This window comes from Rhodohalobacter sp. (genome assembly GCF_041686455.1).
Lineage (GTDB): Bacteria > Bacteroidota > Rhodothermia > Balneolales > Balneolaceae > Rhodohalobacter.
Window position 1 is genome coordinate 1 of sequence record NZ_JAWLDW010000044.1, and the last position, 19,750, is coordinate 19,750.

General features: G+C 41.6%; 17 protein-coding genes. 4 read left to right on the plus strand and 13 right to left on the minus strand.

From position 1 onward, the window contains the following. Positions 1 to 133: 133 nt before the first annotated feature. From ACESM0_RS07110 to ACESM0_RS07135, 6 genes are all read right to left on the minus strand, one after another. Complete coding sequence (locus ACESM0_RS07110) at positions 134 to 1,861, minus strand: phospho-sugar mutase (RefSeq protein WP_372905037.1); 1,728 nt, start codon at positions 1,859 to 1,861, stop codon at positions 134 to 136. Between the two features lie 106 nt (positions 1,862 to 1,967). Next, positions 1,968 to 2,405: a peptidylprolyl isomerase gene (locus tag ACESM0_RS07115; RefSeq protein WP_372905039.1), complete on the minus strand. Its 438-nt coding sequence runs from the start codon at positions 2,403 to 2,405 to the stop codon at positions 1,968 to 1,970. A gap of 118 nt (positions 2,406 to 2,523) precedes the next feature. Continuing rightward, complete coding sequence (locus tag ACESM0_RS07120) at positions 2,524 to 3,063, minus strand: hypothetical protein (protein WP_372905041.1); 540 nt, start codon at positions 3,061 to 3,063, stop codon at positions 2,524 to 2,526. Positions 3,064 to 3,068: 5 nt separating this feature from the next. Further along, on the minus strand, positions 3,069 to 4,613 hold the full coding sequence (locus ACESM0_RS07125; protein WP_372905042.1) for a trypsin-like peptidase domain-containing protein: 1,545 nt from the start codon (positions 4,611 to 4,613) through the stop codon (positions 3,069 to 3,071). Between the two features lie 3 nt (positions 4,614 to 4,616). Then, entirely contained in the window at positions 4,617 to 5,366 is a 750-nt protein-coding gene (gene recO, locus ACESM0_RS07130; protein ID WP_372905044.1) for a DNA repair protein RecO, read from the minus strand. Positions 5,367 to 5,432: 66 nt separating this feature from the next. Then, positions 5,433 to 7,940 (minus strand): efflux RND transporter permease subunit, encoded by a 2,508-nt coding sequence (locus ACESM0_RS07135; RefSeq protein WP_372905046.1) that lies wholly within the window; start codon positions 7,938 to 7,940, stop codon positions 5,433 to 5,435. A gap of 483 nt (positions 7,941 to 8,423) precedes the next feature. On the opposite strand from ACESM0_RS07135, the gene ACESM0_RS07140 reads away from it, so the two are divergent. From ACESM0_RS07140 to ACESM0_RS07150, 3 genes are all read left to right on the plus strand, one after another. Then, a complete protein-coding gene (locus ACESM0_RS07140) occupies positions 8,424 to 9,422 on the plus strand; it encodes a potassium channel beta subunit family protein (RefSeq protein ID WP_372905048.1) in 999 nt (332 codons plus the stop codon). Between the two features lie 115 nt (positions 9,423 to 9,537). Further along, entirely contained in the window at positions 9,538 to 10,044 is a 507-nt protein-coding gene (locus tag ACESM0_RS07145) for a hypothetical protein (RefSeq protein ID WP_372905050.1), read from the plus strand. Further along, positions 10,041 to 10,931 carry a hypothetical protein gene (locus ACESM0_RS07150; protein WP_372905052.1) on the plus strand — a complete coding sequence of 297 codons (891 nt, stop codon included), beginning with the start codon at positions 10,041 to 10,043 and terminating at the stop codon, positions 10,929 to 10,931. The genes ACESM0_RS07145 and ACESM0_RS07150 overlap by 4 nt, the downstream gene beginning before the upstream one ends. A 349-nt stretch (positions 10,932 to 11,280) precedes the next feature. Here ACESM0_RS07150 and ACESM0_RS07155 read toward each other — a convergent pair whose 3' ends face one another. From ACESM0_RS07155 to ACESM0_RS07185, 7 genes are all read right to left on the minus strand, one after another. Beyond that, positions 11,281 to 11,523, minus strand: coding sequence for a hypothetical protein (locus tag ACESM0_RS07155; protein WP_372905053.1), 243 nt, complete (start codon positions 11,521 to 11,523; stop codon positions 11,281 to 11,283). A gap of 86 nt (positions 11,524 to 11,609) precedes the next feature. Continuing rightward, positions 11,610 to 12,800 carry an MFS transporter gene (locus ACESM0_RS07160; protein ID WP_372905055.1) on the minus strand — a complete coding sequence of 397 codons (1,191 nt, stop codon included), beginning with the start codon at positions 12,798 to 12,800 and terminating at the stop codon, positions 11,610 to 11,612. 589 nt (positions 12,801 to 13,389) lie between these two features. Continuing rightward, entirely contained in the window at positions 13,390 to 14,157 is a 768-nt protein-coding gene (locus tag ACESM0_RS07165) for a TatD family hydrolase (protein ID WP_372905057.1), read from the minus strand. Positions 14,158 to 14,168: 11 nt separating this feature from the next. Continuing rightward, positions 14,169 to 14,528, minus strand: a complete 360-nt coding sequence (locus ACESM0_RS07170; RefSeq protein WP_372905059.1) for a type II toxin-antitoxin system PemK/MazF family toxin — start codon at positions 14,526 to 14,528, stop codon at positions 14,169 to 14,171. Next, on the minus strand, positions 14,506 to 14,745 hold the full coding sequence (locus ACESM0_RS07175) for a hypothetical protein (RefSeq protein WP_372905061.1): 240 nt from the start codon (positions 14,743 to 14,745) through the stop codon (positions 14,506 to 14,508). The genes ACESM0_RS07170 and ACESM0_RS07175 overlap by 23 nt, the downstream gene beginning before the upstream one ends. Positions 14,746 to 14,819: 74 nt before the next feature. Beyond that, positions 14,820 to 15,674: a hypothetical protein gene (locus ACESM0_RS07180; RefSeq protein ID WP_372905063.1), complete on the minus strand. Its 855-nt coding sequence runs from the start codon at positions 15,672 to 15,674 to the stop codon at positions 14,820 to 14,822. 13 nt (positions 15,675 to 15,687) lie between these two features. After that, a complete protein-coding gene (locus ACESM0_RS07185; RefSeq protein ID WP_372905065.1) occupies positions 15,688 to 16,641 on the minus strand; it encodes a methylenetetrahydrofolate reductase in 954 nt (317 codons plus the stop codon). A 131-nt stretch (positions 16,642 to 16,772) separates the two neighbouring features. Here ACESM0_RS07185 and metH point away from each other — a divergent pair. Beyond that, positions 16,773 to 19,750, plus strand: a 2,978-nt coding sequence (gene metH, locus ACESM0_RS07190; RefSeq protein WP_372905067.1) for a methionine synthase, incomplete at its 3' end; no start/stop codon positions are given.

The following is a 19,750-nucleotide window of genomic DNA, read 5'->3' on the forward strand; positions in this document are numbered from 1 at the left end:
ATGCGTTTACCTTTACTATTTACGATAGAAATATCCCCACATTTTTTACACAATATGGGGATTGGTTCAACTACCTGATGCTTCTTGTAACATCGACGGGTATGGGTATGATATTTTTAAAGAAGAGGGATGATTAAAAGTCCAGCTCACTCTTAATCTGTTCAATTACTTTATCCAGCTCGCCTGCTCTCTTTAGATATTGAGACTTATCTGAAAGCTCTCCATTAACGCTAATGTAGAACTTTATTTTCGGCTCTGTTCCTGATGGACGAGCTGAAATAATGTAGCCTCCTTCTGTAATGAACTGAAGTACATTAGAAGCGGGAAAATCAATGCTGTTTACACGACCGGTTTCAACATCCGTTTCTGTAAGGTGCATATAATCTTTTACTGTGATAACCTTCTGTTCCGCAAATGATTCCGGTGCCTCATGACGAAGTCCGTCCATAATCTTCTGTATCTCTTCTGCACCTTTTTTTCCCGCTTTTTTAGTTGAGATCAACTCCTCTTTATATAATCCGTAAGACACATAAATATCAATCAGAGCATCGTAAAGAGATTGATCCTGATCTTTATAATAGGCTGCCATTTCAGCAATCATCGTGCAAGCCACAACGGCGTCTTTATCTCGCACATGATCACCAACTAAGTAACCATAGCTCTCCTCACCGCCGGCAATGAACTTTTCTTCGCCTTCGAGTTCGGTCATCAGCGCGCCAATGTACTTGAAACCGGTTAACGTGTTGTAGCATTTAACGCCCTTCGATTTGGCGATCTCATCAATCAGGTAAGTGGTTACAATTGTCTTTACAATATATTCGTTGCCGCGAAACAGACCTTTCTTTTCCCAGGCGCTCAGAACATAGTTAAAAAGAAGCACCCCGGTTTGATTTCCATTTAACAGTTCAAAATCACCCTCTGGGTTCTTGATGGCTATCCCAACTCTGTCGGCATCCGGATCGGTTGCCATCACCAGATCGGCATTGATTTCCTTGGCCTTATTCAAAGCCATTGTGAGAGCTTCTTTCTCTTCAGGATTCGGATATACAACTGTGGGGAAATCACCGTCTGGCGTACACTGCTCTTCAACAAGATTTACATTGGTAAATCCAACCTCTTTCAGGGCACGAGGCACGATGTCAACTGCAGTTCCATGTATCGGAGAGAAAACAATACTGAGATCTTTTTGTGATTCAATTACTTCCGGATAAATGGACTCTGAAGCTACCCTCTCTATATAATTTTGATCCATTTCTGGTCCGATCTTTTCGACCAGTGTTTCATCCCTTTCAAAACTTATTTGATCCACAGATTCAATTTTGTCTACTTCAGCGATGATATTTTTGTCATGCGGTTTTATCACCTGTCCTCCATCATTCCAATACGCTTTGTAACCGCTGTACTCTTTAGGATTGTGAGAAGCTGTAAGCATCACGCCGCTGTGGCAGCCAAGTTCACGGATAGCAAATGATAGTTCGGGAGTTGGACGAAGTGATTCAAAAAAGTAAACATGAATTCCGTTGGCACTGAATACGTCCGCCACAATTGATGCAAACTTTTCGGCATTATTCCGGTTGTCGTGGGCAATAACAACTTTAATCTGTTCATCTGAGTAGACCTTTTTCAGGTAGTTACTCAGCCCCTGAGTTGCCATTCCAAGCGTGTATTTGTTCACACGGTTGGTTCCGATCCCCATGATACCCCGAAGGCCTCCCGTTCCAAATTCCAGATCTTTGTAAAAAGCATCGGTCAACTCTTCAGTATTTCCATTATCCAGCATTTTCTGAAGTTCGGCTTTCGTCTCTTCATCATAATTACCTTCAAGCCAATGATTTATTTTTTCCCGTACGTTTTTATCCATTTTCCCCACGCTCATTTGATCTTGTATTATCGTTGTTTTATTAAAACTCTGGCTATTCTAATAGAATCCTAAAGCCAACAAGTAAAACTGATAAAACTTTCAGATTCTACTCTTCAGTGATTTCGATTTTCTTAATGACATCTCCCTGGCGAATATCATCTATTACATCAAGCCCCTCAACTACTTTACCAAATACGGTATGTTTGCGGTCAAGGTGAGCTGTATTTTTTCGACTGTGACAAATAAAGAATTGTGATCCGCCTGTATCCCTTCCGGCGTGCGCCATAGAGAGTACTCCTCGATCGTGGTATTGGTTCTCACCATCCAATTCGCAGTCTATTGTGTAACCCGGTCCTCCGGTGCCGTCACCTTTAGGACATCCACCCTGTATTACAAAATCAGGAATCACACGATGAAATGTTAGCCCATCGTAGAACCCATCTTTTGAAAGTTTCACAAAATTATCGACCGTTCCGGGGGCATCTTTTTCAAAAAATTCAACTGTCATGTCCCCTTTTTCAGTTTTTATGATCGCATTTGGCATATCTATATCAATTTATAATTAAATGAAAGTATTGGTATGAATACTGTTATGATAGATCTTTGATAATAATAAAGTTATCATTTCAGTGGCTAGAAAGCCTACAACTCAGCAGTTTCACTCATAGCACCCGCTCGTCTTCTAGCGAGGCTGAAAGAGTGGGATTAGAAATAACTTCGGAAAGAATGTCAACAACTTTTTCCCTGGAAATCTCTGCTTTGATGAACACGTGATGAAATCCATTCTCTTGCTGAATATCATAATCAATCTCTGTTTCGGAAAGATCAAGGTTCCGCACTGCATTTCTCACATTCATGATCAACTGCTGAGAACCGAATGGTTCACTGCCGTTGTCTTCTTCCAAATCGGTACGAACTGACTCAACGAAGCGATCAATCTCAAAGCGTAAATTCGACAGAGCCGACCGTTCTGACTGCTCAAGAGCTCGGTCTTCTCCATCTGCAATCGCGTAGGAGTAACCGGAAAAAGTCAGGGAATCAGTCGCCGATTTTACCTCCTCATTATACCATTCAGGGGCAAATCGATCTTTTTCAGCTTCCTCATCTTCAACTTCAATGTCTTCGTCAGTAGTAACGGTCTCAGTAGATGTGCAATTAGTAAATAACAGACCTGATATAATTAGCAGAAATAGATATTTCATTCTTATTAGTTAATTTGAAAGTAGCCTGTAGCTCCTTCTTCTGTCAATATTTTAAGAGTTAAAGATCGGTTGTTTTTTATAGAATCGGTAATAATTTGTTCCACAGTTTGCAGATCATTTACGGGCTCACCATCCATTTCAATAATTTCAAACCCTTCTTTTAAACCGCGATTCCACGCTTCTGAACCGGGTACAACCCGATGTATGTATATGTTAAAAAGCTCCGAATCTTCCGGAGTAGAAAGTGCCCTGAGGGTAAAACCCATTGATTCAAATCGCTGCTGTTCAATTCCTCTTTCACGGCCACCCTCCGGTATTTCCTCCCAATCATCTAATTCCGGTTCGTTTCCGGTTTCCGGATTAAATGTATTTTGAGGCGGCTCGGGCTGTTCAAGTTCATCAAGTACAACAACTTTCGTAATCACTTGATTATCTCTCCAAATAGTGAGCTCTACTTCGTCATCAGGACGGTACATGGCCACTTTTTCCTGAAGCTGATTAGACTCATTCACTATCTCACCATTAACTTCTAAAACTATATCATTGGACTGCAGCCCGCTGCGTTCTGCTGCACCATCTTCCATCACTCTCGTAATCATTACACCGGTAATGCCCTCCAACCCTGCTCTTCTGGCCATTCTATCATCTATAGACTGAATTGTAACCCCCAGCATTCCTCTTCTCACTTCCCCGAATTCTATCAAATCGCGAGATACTTTCAGAGCAAGATTGCTCGGTACTGCAAATCCATACCCCTGATAATTTCCACTCTGAGTAGCTATCGCAGTATTAATACCAATTAGTTCACCGCTCGTATTGACCAACGCACCACCACTGTTGCCCCGGTTGATGGCAGCATCAGTCTGTATAAAACTTTCAACACGGCGTGCATCATTTATTATTTGCACATCGCGGCTTAGCGCACTTACAATTCCGGCAGTAACCGTAGACCGTAGCCTGAACGGATTACCTACTGCAAGTACCCATTCTCCCACTTCTATAAGATCAGAATTGCCAATAACAACCGATGGCAGGTTAACTTCATCGATTTTTAAAACTGCTAAATCAGTACTCGGGTCCCGCCCAACAACTCTGGCTTCAAGCGTTCTTTTATCCTCTAGAGTTACCGTAATCCCTTCGTTAACCGCACCTTCGATAACGTGATTATTGGTAAGAATATATCCGTCTGAAGAGATCAGCACACCGGATCCTACAGTGCGAACACGGGGCGGTATGAATCTCTCCCAAAAACGATTGTCTTCCTCTTCTTCTGTTTGCGCCCGACGGTCTCTAGTTGTTACAAGGGTTTCGATGTAAACTACAGTGGGTGTTACAGATTTAGCAACAGATCTGAACAGAAAGCGATCATCAATTTTTTCCAGATCATCTGAACTCCAGAAAGGTTCCGCACTTCTGTCGATATCAGTGACCCTTACTTCTGCCAAATCAAGTGAAATGGCGCCGTCACGGAAAAACATCAATATCATGCCAAGCAATACCCCTATGAGTACTAATAGAATTCCGGTAAGATATTTATCGCGGGTTTTCATTGGCTAAGATTCAAGTAGCTGGTCGAATATGGCATCAGATTTTCTGGGCCTTACTCCTTCAATATGATAACGAAAATATTTATCCAAGTGTGCTATCAATGTATTCAATTCACTTTTTGTCAAAGCTATATCAAAAATCGATGATTTCATAGACTGCAGAGATTCATTCACAAACTGAAATTGACCGGGAGTTAAGCGTAATGAATCACTGTCGATAGCCTCAGTTGACATCGTTCCGGATTGAATATTTATATAACCCGTTTGAGGTACATCGTGTTCCTCAATTGTATTTTGTATTCCAATTCCAAGAAGCTGTGCCAGCCTGATCTGAATATATGGGAACATGATTTTTGAAACAGATTCCTGTTTATTCAACCAGGGTAACATTGCAGAAAGAAACTGAAAGAGTGGTTCGTTTACTTCATTTTCATGCAAAAGCTGATGAGTCAGCTCCATAGTAATCGTTACCAGTGCCATTTTTTGCACATCAAATCGAATACTGTCCAGCTTCTGAAGATAGGATGAGTCAGAAAGAGTCTGGACCTGGCGTGTATGCTTCATATAGTAGACAACTTCAAGCATTTGCCCCGGCACCAAAAACGCTGCAAATTTGCTCTTAGGCTTGCGCGCTCCTTTGGCTATAACAGCAATTTTTCCGTGTTTCAGCGTAAAGAGAGTGGCTATGATGCTTGACTCCTGAAACTCTACCGTACGTAAAACAATGGCTTCAGTTTTTGTGATCGTTGAGCTCATTTATTCCCTGATATAAATTTTAAAAACATCGGGATGAAAAGGCTGATCTAATGATGCATCAATCTATTAATGCATCCAGTCTTTGTCTTCCAGAACCTGAACCATTGCCGGCAGAAATGTAAGTGCCGTAAACAGTGTCATACCTATTCCCACCACGGCCATTATTCCAATGGATTGCAATCCGGGATGGTTTGTAAACAGTAGTCCTGCAAAACCCATCATGGTTGTGAATGACCCTATTGTAATGTGCTGACCTGTACTGGAAAGTACATCCCACATACTTTTCTGACCTTCATCACGGTATCTATGAGCCAGGTGTACTCCATTATCACAACCGATACCAAGCACAGCCGGCAGTACAACCAGATTGTAAAAATTAAATTTCAACCCAAATATTAACATTACACCAAACAGCCATAAAAGACCGATTATAAGCGGTATAAGTGCAATAAGTGTCCACCGGAAATTTCTAAAGCTAAACCAGATAAAAAGAAATACGACTATAAAAGTTGCCGCAACCATGTACGGGCTTTCAGTTCTCATCAAATCCAGCATAGACGCAGCCACAATAGAAGTACTGGCTGCATGATACGTTTTACCGCTGCTTATATTTACCTCACCAACCTGATTTTTAAATGCGATAGATCTAAGTCCGTCTGACAAGCCGCCTTTGGGGTAAATAATTACAAATTTGCCAATTTCACCATCCTGTGTCATAAAACGATTTTTCAGAAAATCCGGAAGCTCTTCTTCTTCCAGCGGTTCGCGCGTTTGAGAACCACGCCGTAACAGTTCAAGATTTTCATCGTCCTGATCCCGTATGAAACTGTTCTGAAGCAATTCACGAATTTCGGCAATGTGCTGCAGTTTTTCATTTTCCATCTTTTCATTGGGGGGGAATCGTTCCTGAAGAGCTTCCACATCATTAATAAGCGTTTCCGGATTTCGATCTTGACGGGCTCGCAGTGAATCTACAACTTCAAATACATCTTCATTACTGTCTGCAATGATATATGCCGGATTTCGACGTCCATTTTCATCTACTCCCTCTACAAATTCCCTGAATTCTTCATACTCCTCGAAAGTAGGCTCCAGATTACCAAACTGATATTCGAATCTTAAGTTTCCTGAAAAAATAATGACTACAATTGAAACCAATAGTCCAACGGAGACTATGGATCGAGCATAGGGGTACTTTTGAATCCCTTTGGATGGCACAAAATCATCTCCGATTTTATTAATCAATATCCAGTTCCAGCGCTCAAAAATGACTAGCAGAGATGGCAGAACAAACAGCATGGCAATCAGTGCAAATAGGATCCCGATTCCGGCAATAAATCCAAATTCTGAAAAACCGCGAAAATCGGCAAACATCAGTACAAATAGAGCAGCTGCCGTGGTAAAAGCACTCACAATAATTGCGGAACCCGTTCTATCATACGCCAAAACAATGCTATTCTCCACTGAGCGCCCTACAGAACGATACTCAATATATCTTGCGTAATAGTGAATCCCATAATCGATACCCAATCCGAAAAGAATCACAAAAAGTACTGATGTCATGGTATTCAGAACTTCAATGTGTAAATAGGTAATTCCAAATGTCCACATTAAACTTATTAGCAGAGGAATACCGATGACCAGAACCGGAATTGGCATCCGAATAAAATGGGACCAAAAACTGTGTCTTTGTCTGGTTTTTTCTCCTTTTTTGTAGTGGATATATTTTTTGATAAAAAAGTATAGCATCACCAGCAGTATCACGCTTCCTATACCCAGCGAAAAGCTGTTGAAGACATCATTCATAATCGACTCAAACTCGCTCAAATGGCGTTTCAGTCGCCCGCCAAACTCTATCTCCATCTGAGGATGATAGGATGCGACATCAATTCCGTCAAGCATATCATTATATGTCTCAAACATATCCTCCAGATACTGAATGTCACTTTTCGAACCTTTTGGATAGAGTTTAAGCATCACAACAGTGCTGTCCTTATTCGTAGCGTACGTAGATGGTATGAGATTATCGTAGCTCTCGCGATATTTGCTGATGTCCGTCTCTTCTTCTTCAACCTCTTCATCTTCAAAGTCATCTGAAAAGTCTACAAAAAATGGATTAGCTTCCTCTCTTGCCTGATCTATTTCCTCTTGCAGATACTCTTTAATTGCTTGCAGTTCGTCTACGGTTGCAATATAGAGAGAATTATCCTGCAATACCTCAGTATCCCTTCTGAACTCGGCACTGCTGAAGAAATAATCGTCGTACCGCGGATAGCGCAGCTCCAGACTCTTTTCAGCAAGATGCTCGGCCATGGCCACATTTGCTTCAAAGTCGGGAGATTTAATTGCCACCTCCAGTTCGGTTTCGCCTCCGGCTGTCTCTTGTAGTTTTTCAAGAGCTTGTACATTCGGATTAGATTCCGGGAGAAGGTTGGCAATGTCAGTGTCGACCGTAAGCTTTGATGCAAAATAACCTGCAACAATTGCGAGAGAAATTGCAACGGCTAAAACTAAAAACGGCCGGCGGCTATTTAGCTTTACAACCGGTATGAAAAGACGAATAAATTTTGTCATCAGGTTTTTTTGCAGTCAGAAAATTACAAGACAGAAATTACATAAAATTTAAAACAATTGAAGACGATCGTTTGCATAATCGCTGACTATGCGGGGATATCATTTTTATCTTAACAAATGCTTTAGAATTTTATTCTCCGCAACACTAAGTTTTACATTTATCATTCAACCTAGATGGCAACCCTTTTAAATTAGATAAACATGTTAATAAAGAAATAGCTGTGACAGTTTGAGCCGCCACAGCTAGATGTGTTCTCCTCTCTTGATTATATCGGTGTTCAGTTTTAGCAAGAATGAAGAGATTCGTTCCCTTCATCACAGTCATAATAAATATAATCTGTGACAGCATATTGTCATCTATTTAAAATAAACATGAACTAACATTGTATATTCTGATATGTGTGAAAATCAACTGAAATTCAGAACGTTACAGTTTTTCCATCTGTTGAGATTAATGAACGATTAACTAAAATAAATACAGAGATGAAATATCGATTTTTGGGACGATCAGGATTAAAAGTATCCGCACTATCATTTGGTTCATGGGTAACATTTGGCGATCAAATTGACGAAGATATCGCTTACAACTGCATGAAAGAGGCCTACGATGCGGGTGTCAACTTTTTTGACAATGCAGAGGCCTATTCTGAAGGGCAGTCAGAAAAAATGATGGGTAGTATTATCAAGAAAGCCGGTTGGAAACGATCCGACCTGGTGTTGTCTACCAAAATATTTTGGGGCGGCAGTGGACCCAATGATGCCGGTCTTTCCTACAAGCATATCATGGAAGGTACGAATGCAGCACTTCAGCGCATGAAAACAGACTATGTTGATCTGATCTTTTGCCACAGACCCGATAAATACACACCCATTGAAGAAACCGTTTGGGCGATGAATCAGGTGATTCAGCAGGGAAAAGCATTTTATTGGGGAACCAGTGAGTGGTCCACCGAACAAATACGTGAAGCCTATCACATAGCGAAAGCTAATAATCTGCGCCCACCGTTAATGGAACAACCACAATACAATATGTTCCATCGGGATCGTGTAGAAAAGGAGTACGCAAGACTGTATGATGAGATTGGACTTGGCACTACCATTTGGAGTCCGCTTGCCAGTGGATTATTAACAGGGAAGTATAACGACGGTGTACCGGACGACAGCCGTCTTTCTCTTGATAAATATAAATGGCTGCGTGAAAACCTTCTCGAAACCGAGAGCGGTAAAAGAAAGCTTGAAAAAGTAGAGAAACTTGCCAAAGTATCGGATGAAGCAGGCCTTACCATGCCGGAACTTGCACTTGCATGGTGCCTGAAAAATAAAAACGTAAGTACGGTTATAACCGGAGCGTCTAAACCTGAACAGGTAAAACAGAATATGAAGGCAATAGATAAAGTTGATTATATTACCGGAGATATTATGGAAAAAATTGATGAGATACTCGATAACAAACCGGAAGAAGAGCAAAACTTTCGTCCGTAATTTTCTACGTAAAAATACGTACTTTATTAAAGGTGCAGAATTTTTCGTTCTGTACCTTTTCTTTTGCACTGTACAATTGTACTTTTATAGATAACTGCAATGATCACAGTTCTGTATGACAGAAAAAGAATCTAAACGCGGAATGAGAGTAATAGGCGTGTTACTTCTTGTTTTTGCAATTCTAGTAGCGCCACATGAGGGAGAGTTTTGGCCATTCAGTATCTACCCTATGTTCTCTCAGGCCGGTAACCCATGGACACGTGCCATGATTCTGGACGTTACAGATTACGAGGAAGAAGAAATTTGGGAACAGCGCACAATTGATAATTTTATTGGTGATCCCGTTTCTGTTCGTTCGCATGGAGTTGATGAAATAGACTTTGCCAACTTTGTCTCTAAAACAAACCGTTGGAATCAAGAGAGACGTGAAGCTCTGCGAAGGATGTTTGGCCTAAATACATTTAATGAAAACAGGTGGCTCGTTGTTAAAGCCAAAGGTTATTTAGCTGGGAAAGATTCTGTAGCAGTTGATATCATACCCTGGATATTGTTAACTGATGAGGGAACAGTGTTGAACCCAAATATCAACCAATCTGAGTATATGGAGGTTGATAAGCCATGAAATGGTATGAAAAAATTGGTCATCAACTTTTTGAGCCAAATAGGAATCAAAGTCCTGGCGAGCTGATCTTTTTTAAGATCTTTGAGCTATTTATTCTCTTTTACACCATCAAATATGCCTGGGAGTGGGGTATTTATACGCAGCTCAGGAATAACGAGGTTGTGCTACCGCTTGGGATTGCCAATTATATAGACATCTCTATTCTGTTCCAATGGAATCTGGCACTGATTAATGCTGCAACTATCACACTACTTTCGAGTATTGCATTTGCACGTATGGGATACAAGTGGTTTTACATGGTAGTAATGATACTGCTTCATATACAATACGTTGCAAGATTCTCGCAGGGGGAAATACCTCATAGTATGAATCTAATTGGCATGTCGGTTCTCTGTTTTGCTGTCGGGGCCATTTGGTTCCCCGGTAAAAAACAGATGCCTCGTTTTGTGTTGGGCTCAATAATATTTTTTATCGGGCTTGGATATACATCCGCTTTTATTGCAAAATTGATCGGTACGGGAATTTATTGGTTTGATGGACGACATTTATGGTTGTGGATCAGTGAAAAGAGTGTCGACGTCTACTCTACATTTGGCTATTATGAGCCCAATTTTTTACAGGAACTGGCTTTAAACTACCTCCCGGTTGCATCATTAATTTTACTTATTGGTTGGCTTACTGAACTCATTGGGTTTACCATGTGGTGGAAAAAACTCCGCCCCTTCACAACAACGCTTCTTATCGGTATGCACTTCGGTATAACTTTAACCATGAATATCCGCTTCGATTCATTTGTGATGCAGCTAATTTTGATAGGGTTTCCCTGGTATCTGTTAATCGATAAATACGTCAAAACCACACCAAAGTGGGTTGAAAAGCTAATCTAATCTGATAGTTTTTCCTGAACAGTCCAACGCAACCAAAAAGCACTTTACTTCTCATATTGTAAGAGCAACTATAAAATGGCCAGATGATTGGTATAAAAATTGCTTATGAGTCACCCCACTCGACGAGGAATTCTCAATTACGATTGGAGCTAAAAGTTCGACCGAAGCGTTGTTCGCCATCACAGCGGTTATGATCAGCGTGAGAAGAAAAAATCCCGACATCAGTGCGTTGACCCGAAACCTACCGGACTATCGATCATAGAGTTTGCCATAAGTTCTGCTGCTCCGGTGCTATCCATCGCAGTTCCCATAGGTAAAAATACCGCCAAGAGCATAATTACTCTTCAGTTTACTGCTTTATTTCTTTAACATTCCTGTGTTTTAAATCTCCCCGGTGACTTACGGCAAGGGGCAGCACTCCACGATTCTCAAAAAATGAATAGTTACCTAGGGCCATTTGATCCAAAGACGACTCCGGAACAATGATTGCTTTAATGATGATTCCAGCTACATCAAATGTGACATAGTCTGTCACAATTAGAAAAACAGCTACAAATAGCAGTACAAAAACAAAAATGATTTCAAAAGTCATTTGGCACAGACAATTTTACTTTGTCGTAAAATTTTTCAAATACACTTAAAGAATATACAAGCTACATGATTACAAAATACAGTTTTTCAGAACTTGAAAAAGAGCCTGCACGAAAGTAGAGCTGAGAAAAGACTTGTTGCCAATGCAATCATAAAAATTGATGTAAGGGTAAAACTGCTGTCAAGCATCCATCCCATCAAAAAAGGACTTAGTGCAGTACTAAATACCATTATAGAAGCAAATAAACTTTGCACTGTTCCGATCATTTTTGTGCCGTAAAGTTCTGCCCAAAGAGATGATTTGAATGTACTGCTCAATCCCAGTGTAACTCCAACCAAACCCATATAGATAAATGCTGTCCAGGTACCGCTGAAAAAGATGGCCACTGTGAGCCCCAGCATCATGGGTATTAGAAAAAACGGAAAAAGAGTTTGAGCAGAAAAACGATCGATCATCGGTCCTGATAACAAACCTGAAACAATTCTGCTAATGGCAAATGCCACAAATGCAGATGCCACTACAGCTGCGGTCCATCCCATATCTCCGGCTGCCGATACCTGATATAAAAAAAGTCCGGTTACCCAGAACGGTGGAATCAGAATGGCCGGAATGGTGTAGAAGGTTCTTCTATCAGAGAAAACCTTGGAGTAGTTCTCGCGGGTAGTTCCCACATCCTCTTCACTCTTTTCTACGGTTGTACTCTCATTTCTGATGAGCGACCAGAGAACCGGGATGAAGAATAGTGCAATGAGACCGGCTACAAATCCCCATACCGTTCGCCAATGCATATAAACCATCATGAAGGCAATTAAAGAAGGTAAAATAGCTTCTCCGATCGGATAACCGAGAGCAGAGATACTGAGTGCTTTTCCACGGTCACGATCATATATACGTGCCATGGTTGCCTGGGCGGTATGACCGCTGAGTCCCTGTCCGGCGAGTCGTAAAAATATAAGTGCAACAAATAGCATTGCTACGTGCCATGAGATCGACATCAGAATGGCTGCTACTAAAAGACCGGATGCTACATACATACTGTAATTCCGCAGGGGTATTCGATCAATCCACTGTCCCAGATAAGGTAATGCCAGTGCACTTGTAAGAGTGGCTAGAGAGTAGAGTGTTCCAAAAGATGCATTGCTCAAATCAAATGCTGTCAGAAAATAGGGTACAAACAGCGAGAGAAGAAACGTCTGCCCAAAACTTGAGAAAAAAGTAAATGATACTGCGAATGTAAGTAATCGTCTCTCTTTTCGGACGAACGTCAGGTACGTCATTAGGGATTGTCTGTTTCTATGATCTTTATTCAGATCGATTTCGATATGATTTTTAATTAGCCCCGAAAATACGGGTTTTCAAGATGAAGCTACAGGTTTTGTTGATAGAAATAATTGATAGCGTTGTAAGTGAAGGTGAATCATAAAAACTAAAATCAATGATAGACAGGAGATTGAATAGAATACCGGAACGAGGAGACTCTAGCATGTAGACGGGAGTATTAAATCTTGCCCCAGCGGGGCAGCATATGATTAGCCAGGAGTGAAACCCTGGGTATAAAGTCTCCCTAAATTCCTCGCAGAACAGAGAGAGTGATTTGTAACATTGGACAGAGAAGAGGCGGACCATTCAGGGATTAGGTTTGACTAAATCTATTCAATAAAAAGATTATAAAATCTTTGTGCAGCCGAGCTGCAAGTTGTCGCCGCCGATGCATAGCACCGGGACGAGGAAGCAGAGCTGAAAGTTATCATCAACGGTACGGGCACCGTATTGAGGAAACACACCCCTCAATCCCCTCCGCCGGTAGTCGGGCAAGTTCTCGAGAGGGGAAGGTCATATTCGGGCTTAACTTCCCTAAGCCAACCTCTACTTCACACCAAATAGTTTAAAAGCATTTTGTGAGGTTACTTCAGCAATTTCCTGAAGCGTTCTTTCGTGTAACCCGGCCAGATTATCTGCGATCAGTTTGATGTATGACGGTTCATTTCTTTTTCCACGGTGAGGCGCAGGAGTTAAATATGGGGCATCCGTTTCGAGAATCATTTTATCGAGCGGTAGCTTTGCCACCGTTTTATTCACACCTGCATTTTTAAACGTAGATACTCCACCGATTCCCAAATGCAACCCCAGATCAATGGCTCGTTTTCCCTCCTCTTCGGTGCCAGTGAAGCAGTGCCAAACGCCGGTCAAATTACCATCCTGCTCCTCTTCAATTATATCAAGAAGATCTTTGGTACTCTCCCGGTTGTGAAGCACAATAGGTTTACCTGTCGATTTTGCCATATTGCAATGCATTCGAAGGCTCGATTTCTGTTGGTCAACAAAATCAGTACTCCAGTAGTAGTCGAGGCCGGTTTCGCCAACTGCCCATACATCTTCCCTTTCACAAAGATCCGAGAGTTTCTGCTCCTCATACGGCCATACATCTTCCACGCTGCAAGGATGGATACCAGCCATTTTGTAAAAAGTAATTTCCGGATGATGTAGATCATCCATCTTTTTAAACGATTTCCAATCAATTGCAGGAAGGAAAATATGGGTAATTCCTGCTTCTACCGATCTTCGGTATACTTCATCAATATCTTCTTCAAACTGTTCGAGGTAGAGGTGGCAGTGAGTATCTGTGAGTGTCAAAATTTCTGTAATTATTCTAATTCAAAAAGATGATCAAGTTTCTGCTTTATATTTTCTTTTAATTCATTATCCAATTCACCAAGTTTTCGCTTAATCAGTGATTTTGGAATCGTTACAAGTTTGTGAAGTCTTAGAACGGAATCAACATGGAGGTCTGTCTTTTCCCATGATGTACTACCCTGCTCAATCAAAACATCGCAAGGTTCTAATTTGTCTGGTATAACAATGGATATAAATGAGATCACCACATGCTCAAATTTTCCAACCGATGAAGTCAGGCATAGAGCCGGTCTTACTTTCAAGTCAGAAAAATCATCGAAGGGAAATGGAACCAAAACAATTGAGTATTTAATCTTCGAACGGCTCACCATCACTTATTGTGTAGATGTTCTGTTTATCATCCTTCAAAAAATCAAAAGAGGGGATTTTAACGGTACTAGCAAACCACCCTGCTTCACTTAAAACACTTTCTTCAGAGTCGTCGACCAATATTAATACACGAACATTTTTATTTTCATAACCTGTTTCCTGGTCGATTTTAACCCGACCATTCTCATCCGTTTTGCTATGCAATTCTATTGCTTTCATGGAATTGATATCTTTAATTCATTACAATACAATCTAATAACTAATCACGAAAGTATTCATTGTTCAATTACAACTTACCAAAATTTGATTGTACTGCTTTTAACTTGTTCCAAAAATGATTCAATCACCGGGTATCGAACTTCTACATCCGAAAATCCGGCCTTTTTCATTACATCAATTAATTTATCCTTATGAACATCAGCAACTTTCCCGGTAAAAATGATCTTCTCATCCCCATTCAAATCCAGTATTGAGAGTTGTTGATCAACAAAATCCTGAAATGCTGCTTTGATCAAATCAGAAAGCTCCTCCGGGAAAGGTTCATTCAGTACTTCTCCGGCCAGTGATGCCAGCTCACGATTTGGTTTATCTGACTGATAGATTCTAGCCATCATATCCCCGTAATTATCAGGTGATAAAGTCTGACTCAGAAAATTGTCAGTTTCATTCGAAAAGTGTTTTCTAAAATATCCCCGTAAAATTCTTCGACCCAGGTCGGCTGCACTCCCTTCATCTCCAATGGCAAATCCCAAAGCTGCAGATTTGTGAACCGGTTTACCTGATTTAACTTTTGCGCAAATAGATCCGGTTCCAAGAACAGCAACCACTCCGTCGCCTTCAACGAAAAAAGCCCGGGCCGAGCCTTCCAGATCACTCTTCACTTCAATACTATTTGCAGTGGGAAAGGCCTTTCTTAGTAGTGCATGAATCTTTTCATCTGACGCCTGATTACCAAGTCCGGTTCCATAAAAGTAGATACGGTTTGGCTGAACATTCGGCAGTTCCGATTTCAGTTCATTTGCATCAGAAACAGGATTCAAAAAAGCCGGGTGAAGTCCTCCGGTCCTGAAAAAATCACGGATCTCATCCTCAACATAGAGCCAATCCGTTTTGGTAGCTCCGCTATCTGCGATCAAAATTTTTTTCATGTTCAATTGAACCTTATTTCTTTCTAAGAAAATCAATAACATCTAATGCCGGCTGCGGATTTCCCATGATGTAGTAATGAATGCCCGGAGCACCGTTTTCCATCAACTCTAAAGATTGTTTTTGAGCCCACTCAACTCCGATCTCATCTACCCGTTCGGGGTTTGAACTAATATTCTCGGTAAGTTCATCCGGAATGTTTAAATGAAAATACTTGGGAAGAGACTTCAGATGTTTTTCATTGCGAAGAATTTTTAATCCGGGTACAATCGGTACATCAATACCATTTTTGCGACACTTCTCCACAAAGTTGAAATATACGCTGTTATCAAAAAACATCTGAGTGACTACGTAATCTGCACCGGCATCTACCTTCTCTTTCAGTCGCTGAATATCCCAGTCCAGATTTGGCGCTTCAAAATGTTTCTCCGGGTAACCCGCAACGCCTATACAAAAATCCGTCCTCTGTGCATTCGCAATATCCTCAAGATAATCCCCTTGATTCATATCTTGAATCTGTTTTACCAATTCAATGGCATATTTGTTTGTTGTTCCATTTGTATGCATTGGAACCTGAGTTCCGGTATTGTCTCCTCTGATGGCCAATACATTATGAATGCCCAAATAGTTTAACTCAATAAGCGCATCTTCACTCTCTTCTTTTGTAAACCCTTCACATATCAGGTGCGGTACAGGGTCGATATCGTAACGATGCAAAATAGCCGCACAAAGCCCGATCGTTCCGGGCCGTTTTCGGCGTATTATTCGCTTTAATGATCCATCAGGCTGTTCCTCAATGTGTGATTCAGCGGCATGGTACGTGACATCAATAAATGGAGGCTTTACTTTTTTGGTAATCAGGTCGAGCGACTCAAAAACACTTTTTACACTTCCTCCCCTCTTTGGAGGGATAATTTCGAACGAAATGAGCGGTTCCGTTGCTCTGTCGTAATGTTCACTTACTTTCATACAGGATTTATCATACTATAACTTCACTTTAGAACTTAGATCTAAATTTACGAAATCAAAACATGCTTTTAAGCTCTAAAATGTAGATTTTTCAGTTTCACAAGTTTAGCAGTTAATAAAGAAATTTCTCTATGCCACGTTCCGCTCATCCGCTCTTTTCTATACTTAAGAAACGTATTCTCATTCTCGACGGAGCAATGGGAACCATGATTCAGGACTACAAACTATCTGAAGATGACTTTCGGGGTAGTAAATTTAAGAATGTTGATAATGAACTTAAGGGGAATAATGACCTCTTGAGCGTTACTCAACCCGATATTATACGTGAGATTCACTCTCAATTTCTGGATGCCGGGGCTGATATTATCGAAACTAATACCTTTAATGCCAACCCTATTTCGCAAGAGGACTATCAGCTTCAGGATTTTACTTATGAGATCAACGTAGCTTCGGCAAAAGTTGCCCGGGAAGCCGCAGATTCATTCACACAAAATAATCCTGATAAACCCAGGTTTGTAGCCGGAGCCGTCGGGCCAACCAACAAAACGCTCTCCCTCTCCCCTGATGTGGAAAACCCCGGTTACCGTGCCATCACTTTCGATTCCCTTGCCGATGCCTATGAAGAGCAAATTCGCGGCCTGGTAGACGGTGGTGTGGATACACTTCTGATCGAAACTGTTTTTGATACACTGAACTGTAAAGCAGCTATCTACGCTGCGCATCGTCATATGCGAAATATTGGACGGCAGCTCCCGATTATGATTTCAGGAACCATTGTGGATCAAAGTGGCCGAACTCTCTCCGGACAAACAACGGAAGCGTTCTGGACCTCAGTGCAGCATGCAAGCCCACTTTTGAGTATCGGACTGAACTGTGCTCTCGGTTCCAGCCAGATGAGACCATACATTCAGGAGCTGTCAAAACATGCGAGCTGTTTCACGAGTCTGTATCCTAATGCCGGTTTACCGAATGAGATGGGCGAGTATGACGAGTCACCCGGCTACATGGCTAAGCAGTTAAAAAATTATGCGGAAGAAGGACTGGTTAACATGGTGGGCGGATGTTGCGGAAGCACACCTGATCATATCCGTGCTATCGCTGAAGAAGCTGCAAATCATAAACCGAGAAAAAAATCTGAACCAAAACCCTATTTACGTCTTAGCGGTCTGGAACCGCTTGTGGTTAGACCGGATACTAATTTTGTCAATATTGGAGAGCGCACTAACGTAACGGGATCAGCTAAATTTAAGCGCCTGATTAAAAATGAGGAGCACGATGAAGCACTTTCTGTTGCACGCGATCAGGTTGAAGGCGGAGCGCAGATCATTGATGTGAACATGGATGAAGGTCTGCTCGACTCAGAACAGGTCATGACAGATTTCATCAATTTGATGGCCGCTGAGCCGGATATTGCCCGTATCCCTTTTATGATCGACAGTTCAAAGTGGAGTGTTCTTAAAGCAGGACTCAAAACCACGCAGGGAAAAAGCGTTGTGAACTCCATCAGCCTGAAGGAGGGCGAAGAGGAGTTTAAAAAACAGGCGATAGAAATTCTGGATTTCGGAGCTGCTGTGGTTGTGATGGCCTTTGATGAGGAGGGGCAAGCCGATTCGCTGGAGCGCCGGAAAGAGATCTGTAAACGTGCGTACGATATTCTGGTTGATGAGGTAGGATTTGCACCACAGGATATCATTCTTGACCCGAATATTTTAACTGTTGCAACGGGAATTGAGGAGCATAACAACTACGCCGTGGACTTTATTGAAGCTGTGAAATGGATCAAAAATAATCTGCCGAAAGCTCAAACCAGTGGAGGGTTGAGCAACATCTCATTCTCTTTCCGTGGCAACAACACGGTTCGTGAAGCCATGCACTCCGCATTTCTCTATCACGCCATTCAGGCCGGACTCGATATGGCTATCGTTAACCCTACTCAGCTCGAAGTATATGAGGAGATTGAACCGGAGCTAAAGGAGCTGGTTGAGGATGTACTTCTGAACCGCCGTAATAATGCCACTGAACGCCTGATTGAGTATGCCGACCGTATAAAAGATCAAGGTGAAGAAAAAACAGAAAAGAAGAGAGATGAATGGCGTGAAGAGTCTGTTGAAAAACGAATTCAACACGCACTCGTAAAAGGAATTGTAGATTACATAGAAGAAGATGTGGAAGAAGCCCGTCAGAAGTATGATCATCCAATTGAGGTAATTGAAGGGCCAATGATGGACGGTATGAATATCGTTGGTGATCTCTTTGGCGCCGGAAAAATGTTTCTGCCCCAGGTTGTAAAAAGCGCGCGGGTAATGAAGAAAGGTGTTGCCATTCTGATTCCATTCATCGAAGCCGAAAAGGATCAAGCCAAAGAGAGTAAACCAAAAGCAAAAGTTCTGCTTGCTACTGTGAAAGGCGACGTACATGATATCGGAAAAAATATTGTCTCGGTAGTGCTGAGCTGCAATAATTATGAAGTCATTGATCTTGGTGTGATGAATCCAGCGGATAAAATTCTGGCTGCGGCAAAGGAACACAAGGTAGATGTAATCGGCCTCAGTGGTTTGATTACCCCGTCACTCGACGAGATGGTACATGTTGCCAAAGAGATGAAGAAAGGTGGTTACATAACTCCACTGCTGATCGGCGGCGCCACCACTTCAAGAATGCATACAGCTGTAAAAATCGCTCCCAATTACGATGAACCCGTTATTCATGTATTGGACGCTTCTCGAAGTGTAACTGTTGTAAACCGACTTGTTTCAGAAACACTAAAAGATGGATTTTTGAATGAGATCAAATCCGAATATGAAGGTTTACGTGAGCAGTACAGCACCCGAGGAAAGAAAAAAACCTATCTCCCTATTGATAAAGCCAGGGAAAACCGTACACAGATAGATTGGGGAAAAACTGGAATCACCCCGCCGGTCAACCCCGGAATTACAGCTTTTAAAAACTTTCCTCTGTCGAAACTTCGTCGCTATATTGACTGGGGACCGTTTTTCATAGCATGGGAAATGAAAGGCAACTTTCCGGATATTTTACAGGACCATCATGCCGGAGCTCAAGCTCGCAAACTATTTGATGAAGCCAATCACCTGCTCGATAAAATTATTGA

Excerpts from the sequence above, each read along its gene's own strand:
- ACESM0_RS07155 (WP_372905053.1), bottom strand. The coding sequence starts at position 11,523 with ATGACTTTTGAAATCATTTTTGTTTTTGTACTGCTATTTGTAGCTGTT.
- ACESM0_RS07180 (WP_372905063.1), bottom strand. The coding sequence starts at position 15,674 with ATGAAAAAAATTTTGATCGCAGATAGCGGAGCTACCAAAACGGATTGG.
- ACESM0_RS07120 (WP_372905041.1), bottom strand. The coding sequence starts at position 3,063 with ATGAAATATCTATTTCTGCTAATTATATCAGGTCTGTTATTTACTAAT.
- ACESM0_RS07135 (WP_372905046.1), bottom strand. The coding sequence starts at position 7,940 with ATGACAAAATTTATTCGTCTTTTCATACCGGTTGTAAAGCTAAATAGC.
- ACESM0_RS07185 (WP_372905065.1), bottom strand. The coding sequence starts at position 16,641 with ATGAAAGTAAGTGAACATTACGACAGAGCAACGGAACCGCTCATTTCG.
- ACESM0_RS07145 (WP_372905050.1), top strand. The coding sequence starts at position 9,538 with ATGACAGAAAAAGAATCTAAACGCGGAATGAGAGTAATAGGCGTGTTA.
- ACESM0_RS07140 (WP_372905048.1), top strand. The coding sequence starts at position 8,424 with ATGAAATATCGATTTTTGGGACGATCAGGATTAAAAGTATCCGCACTA.
- ACESM0_RS07115 (WP_372905039.1), bottom strand. The coding sequence starts at position 2,405 with ATGCCAAATGCGATCATAAAAACTGAAAAAGGGGACATGACAGTTGAA.
- ACESM0_RS07160 (WP_372905055.1), bottom strand. The coding sequence starts at position 12,800 with ATGACGTACCTGACGTTCGTCCGAAAAGAGAGACGATTACTTACATTC.
- ACESM0_RS07110 (WP_372905037.1), bottom strand. The coding sequence starts at position 1,861 with ATGGATAAAAACGTACGGGAAAAAATAAATCATTGGCTTGAAGGTAAT.
- ACESM0_RS07175 (WP_372905061.1), bottom strand. The coding sequence starts at position 14,745 with ATGAAAGCAATAGAATTGCATAGCAAAACGGATGAGAATGGTCGGGTT.
- ACESM0_RS07170 (WP_372905059.1), bottom strand. The coding sequence starts at position 14,528 with ATGGTGAGCCGTTCGAAGATTAAATACTCAATTGTTTTGGTTCCATTT.
- ACESM0_RS07150 (WP_372905052.1), top strand. The coding sequence starts at position 10,041 with ATGAAATGGTATGAAAAAATTGGTCATCAACTTTTTGAGCCAAATAGG.
- recO (WP_372905044.1), bottom strand. The coding sequence starts at position 5,366 with ATGAGCTCAACGATCACAAAAACTGAAGCCATTGTTTTACGTACGGTA.
- ACESM0_RS07125 (WP_372905042.1), bottom strand. The coding sequence starts at position 4,613 with ATGAAAACCCGCGATAAATATCTTACCGGAATTCTATTAGTACTCATA.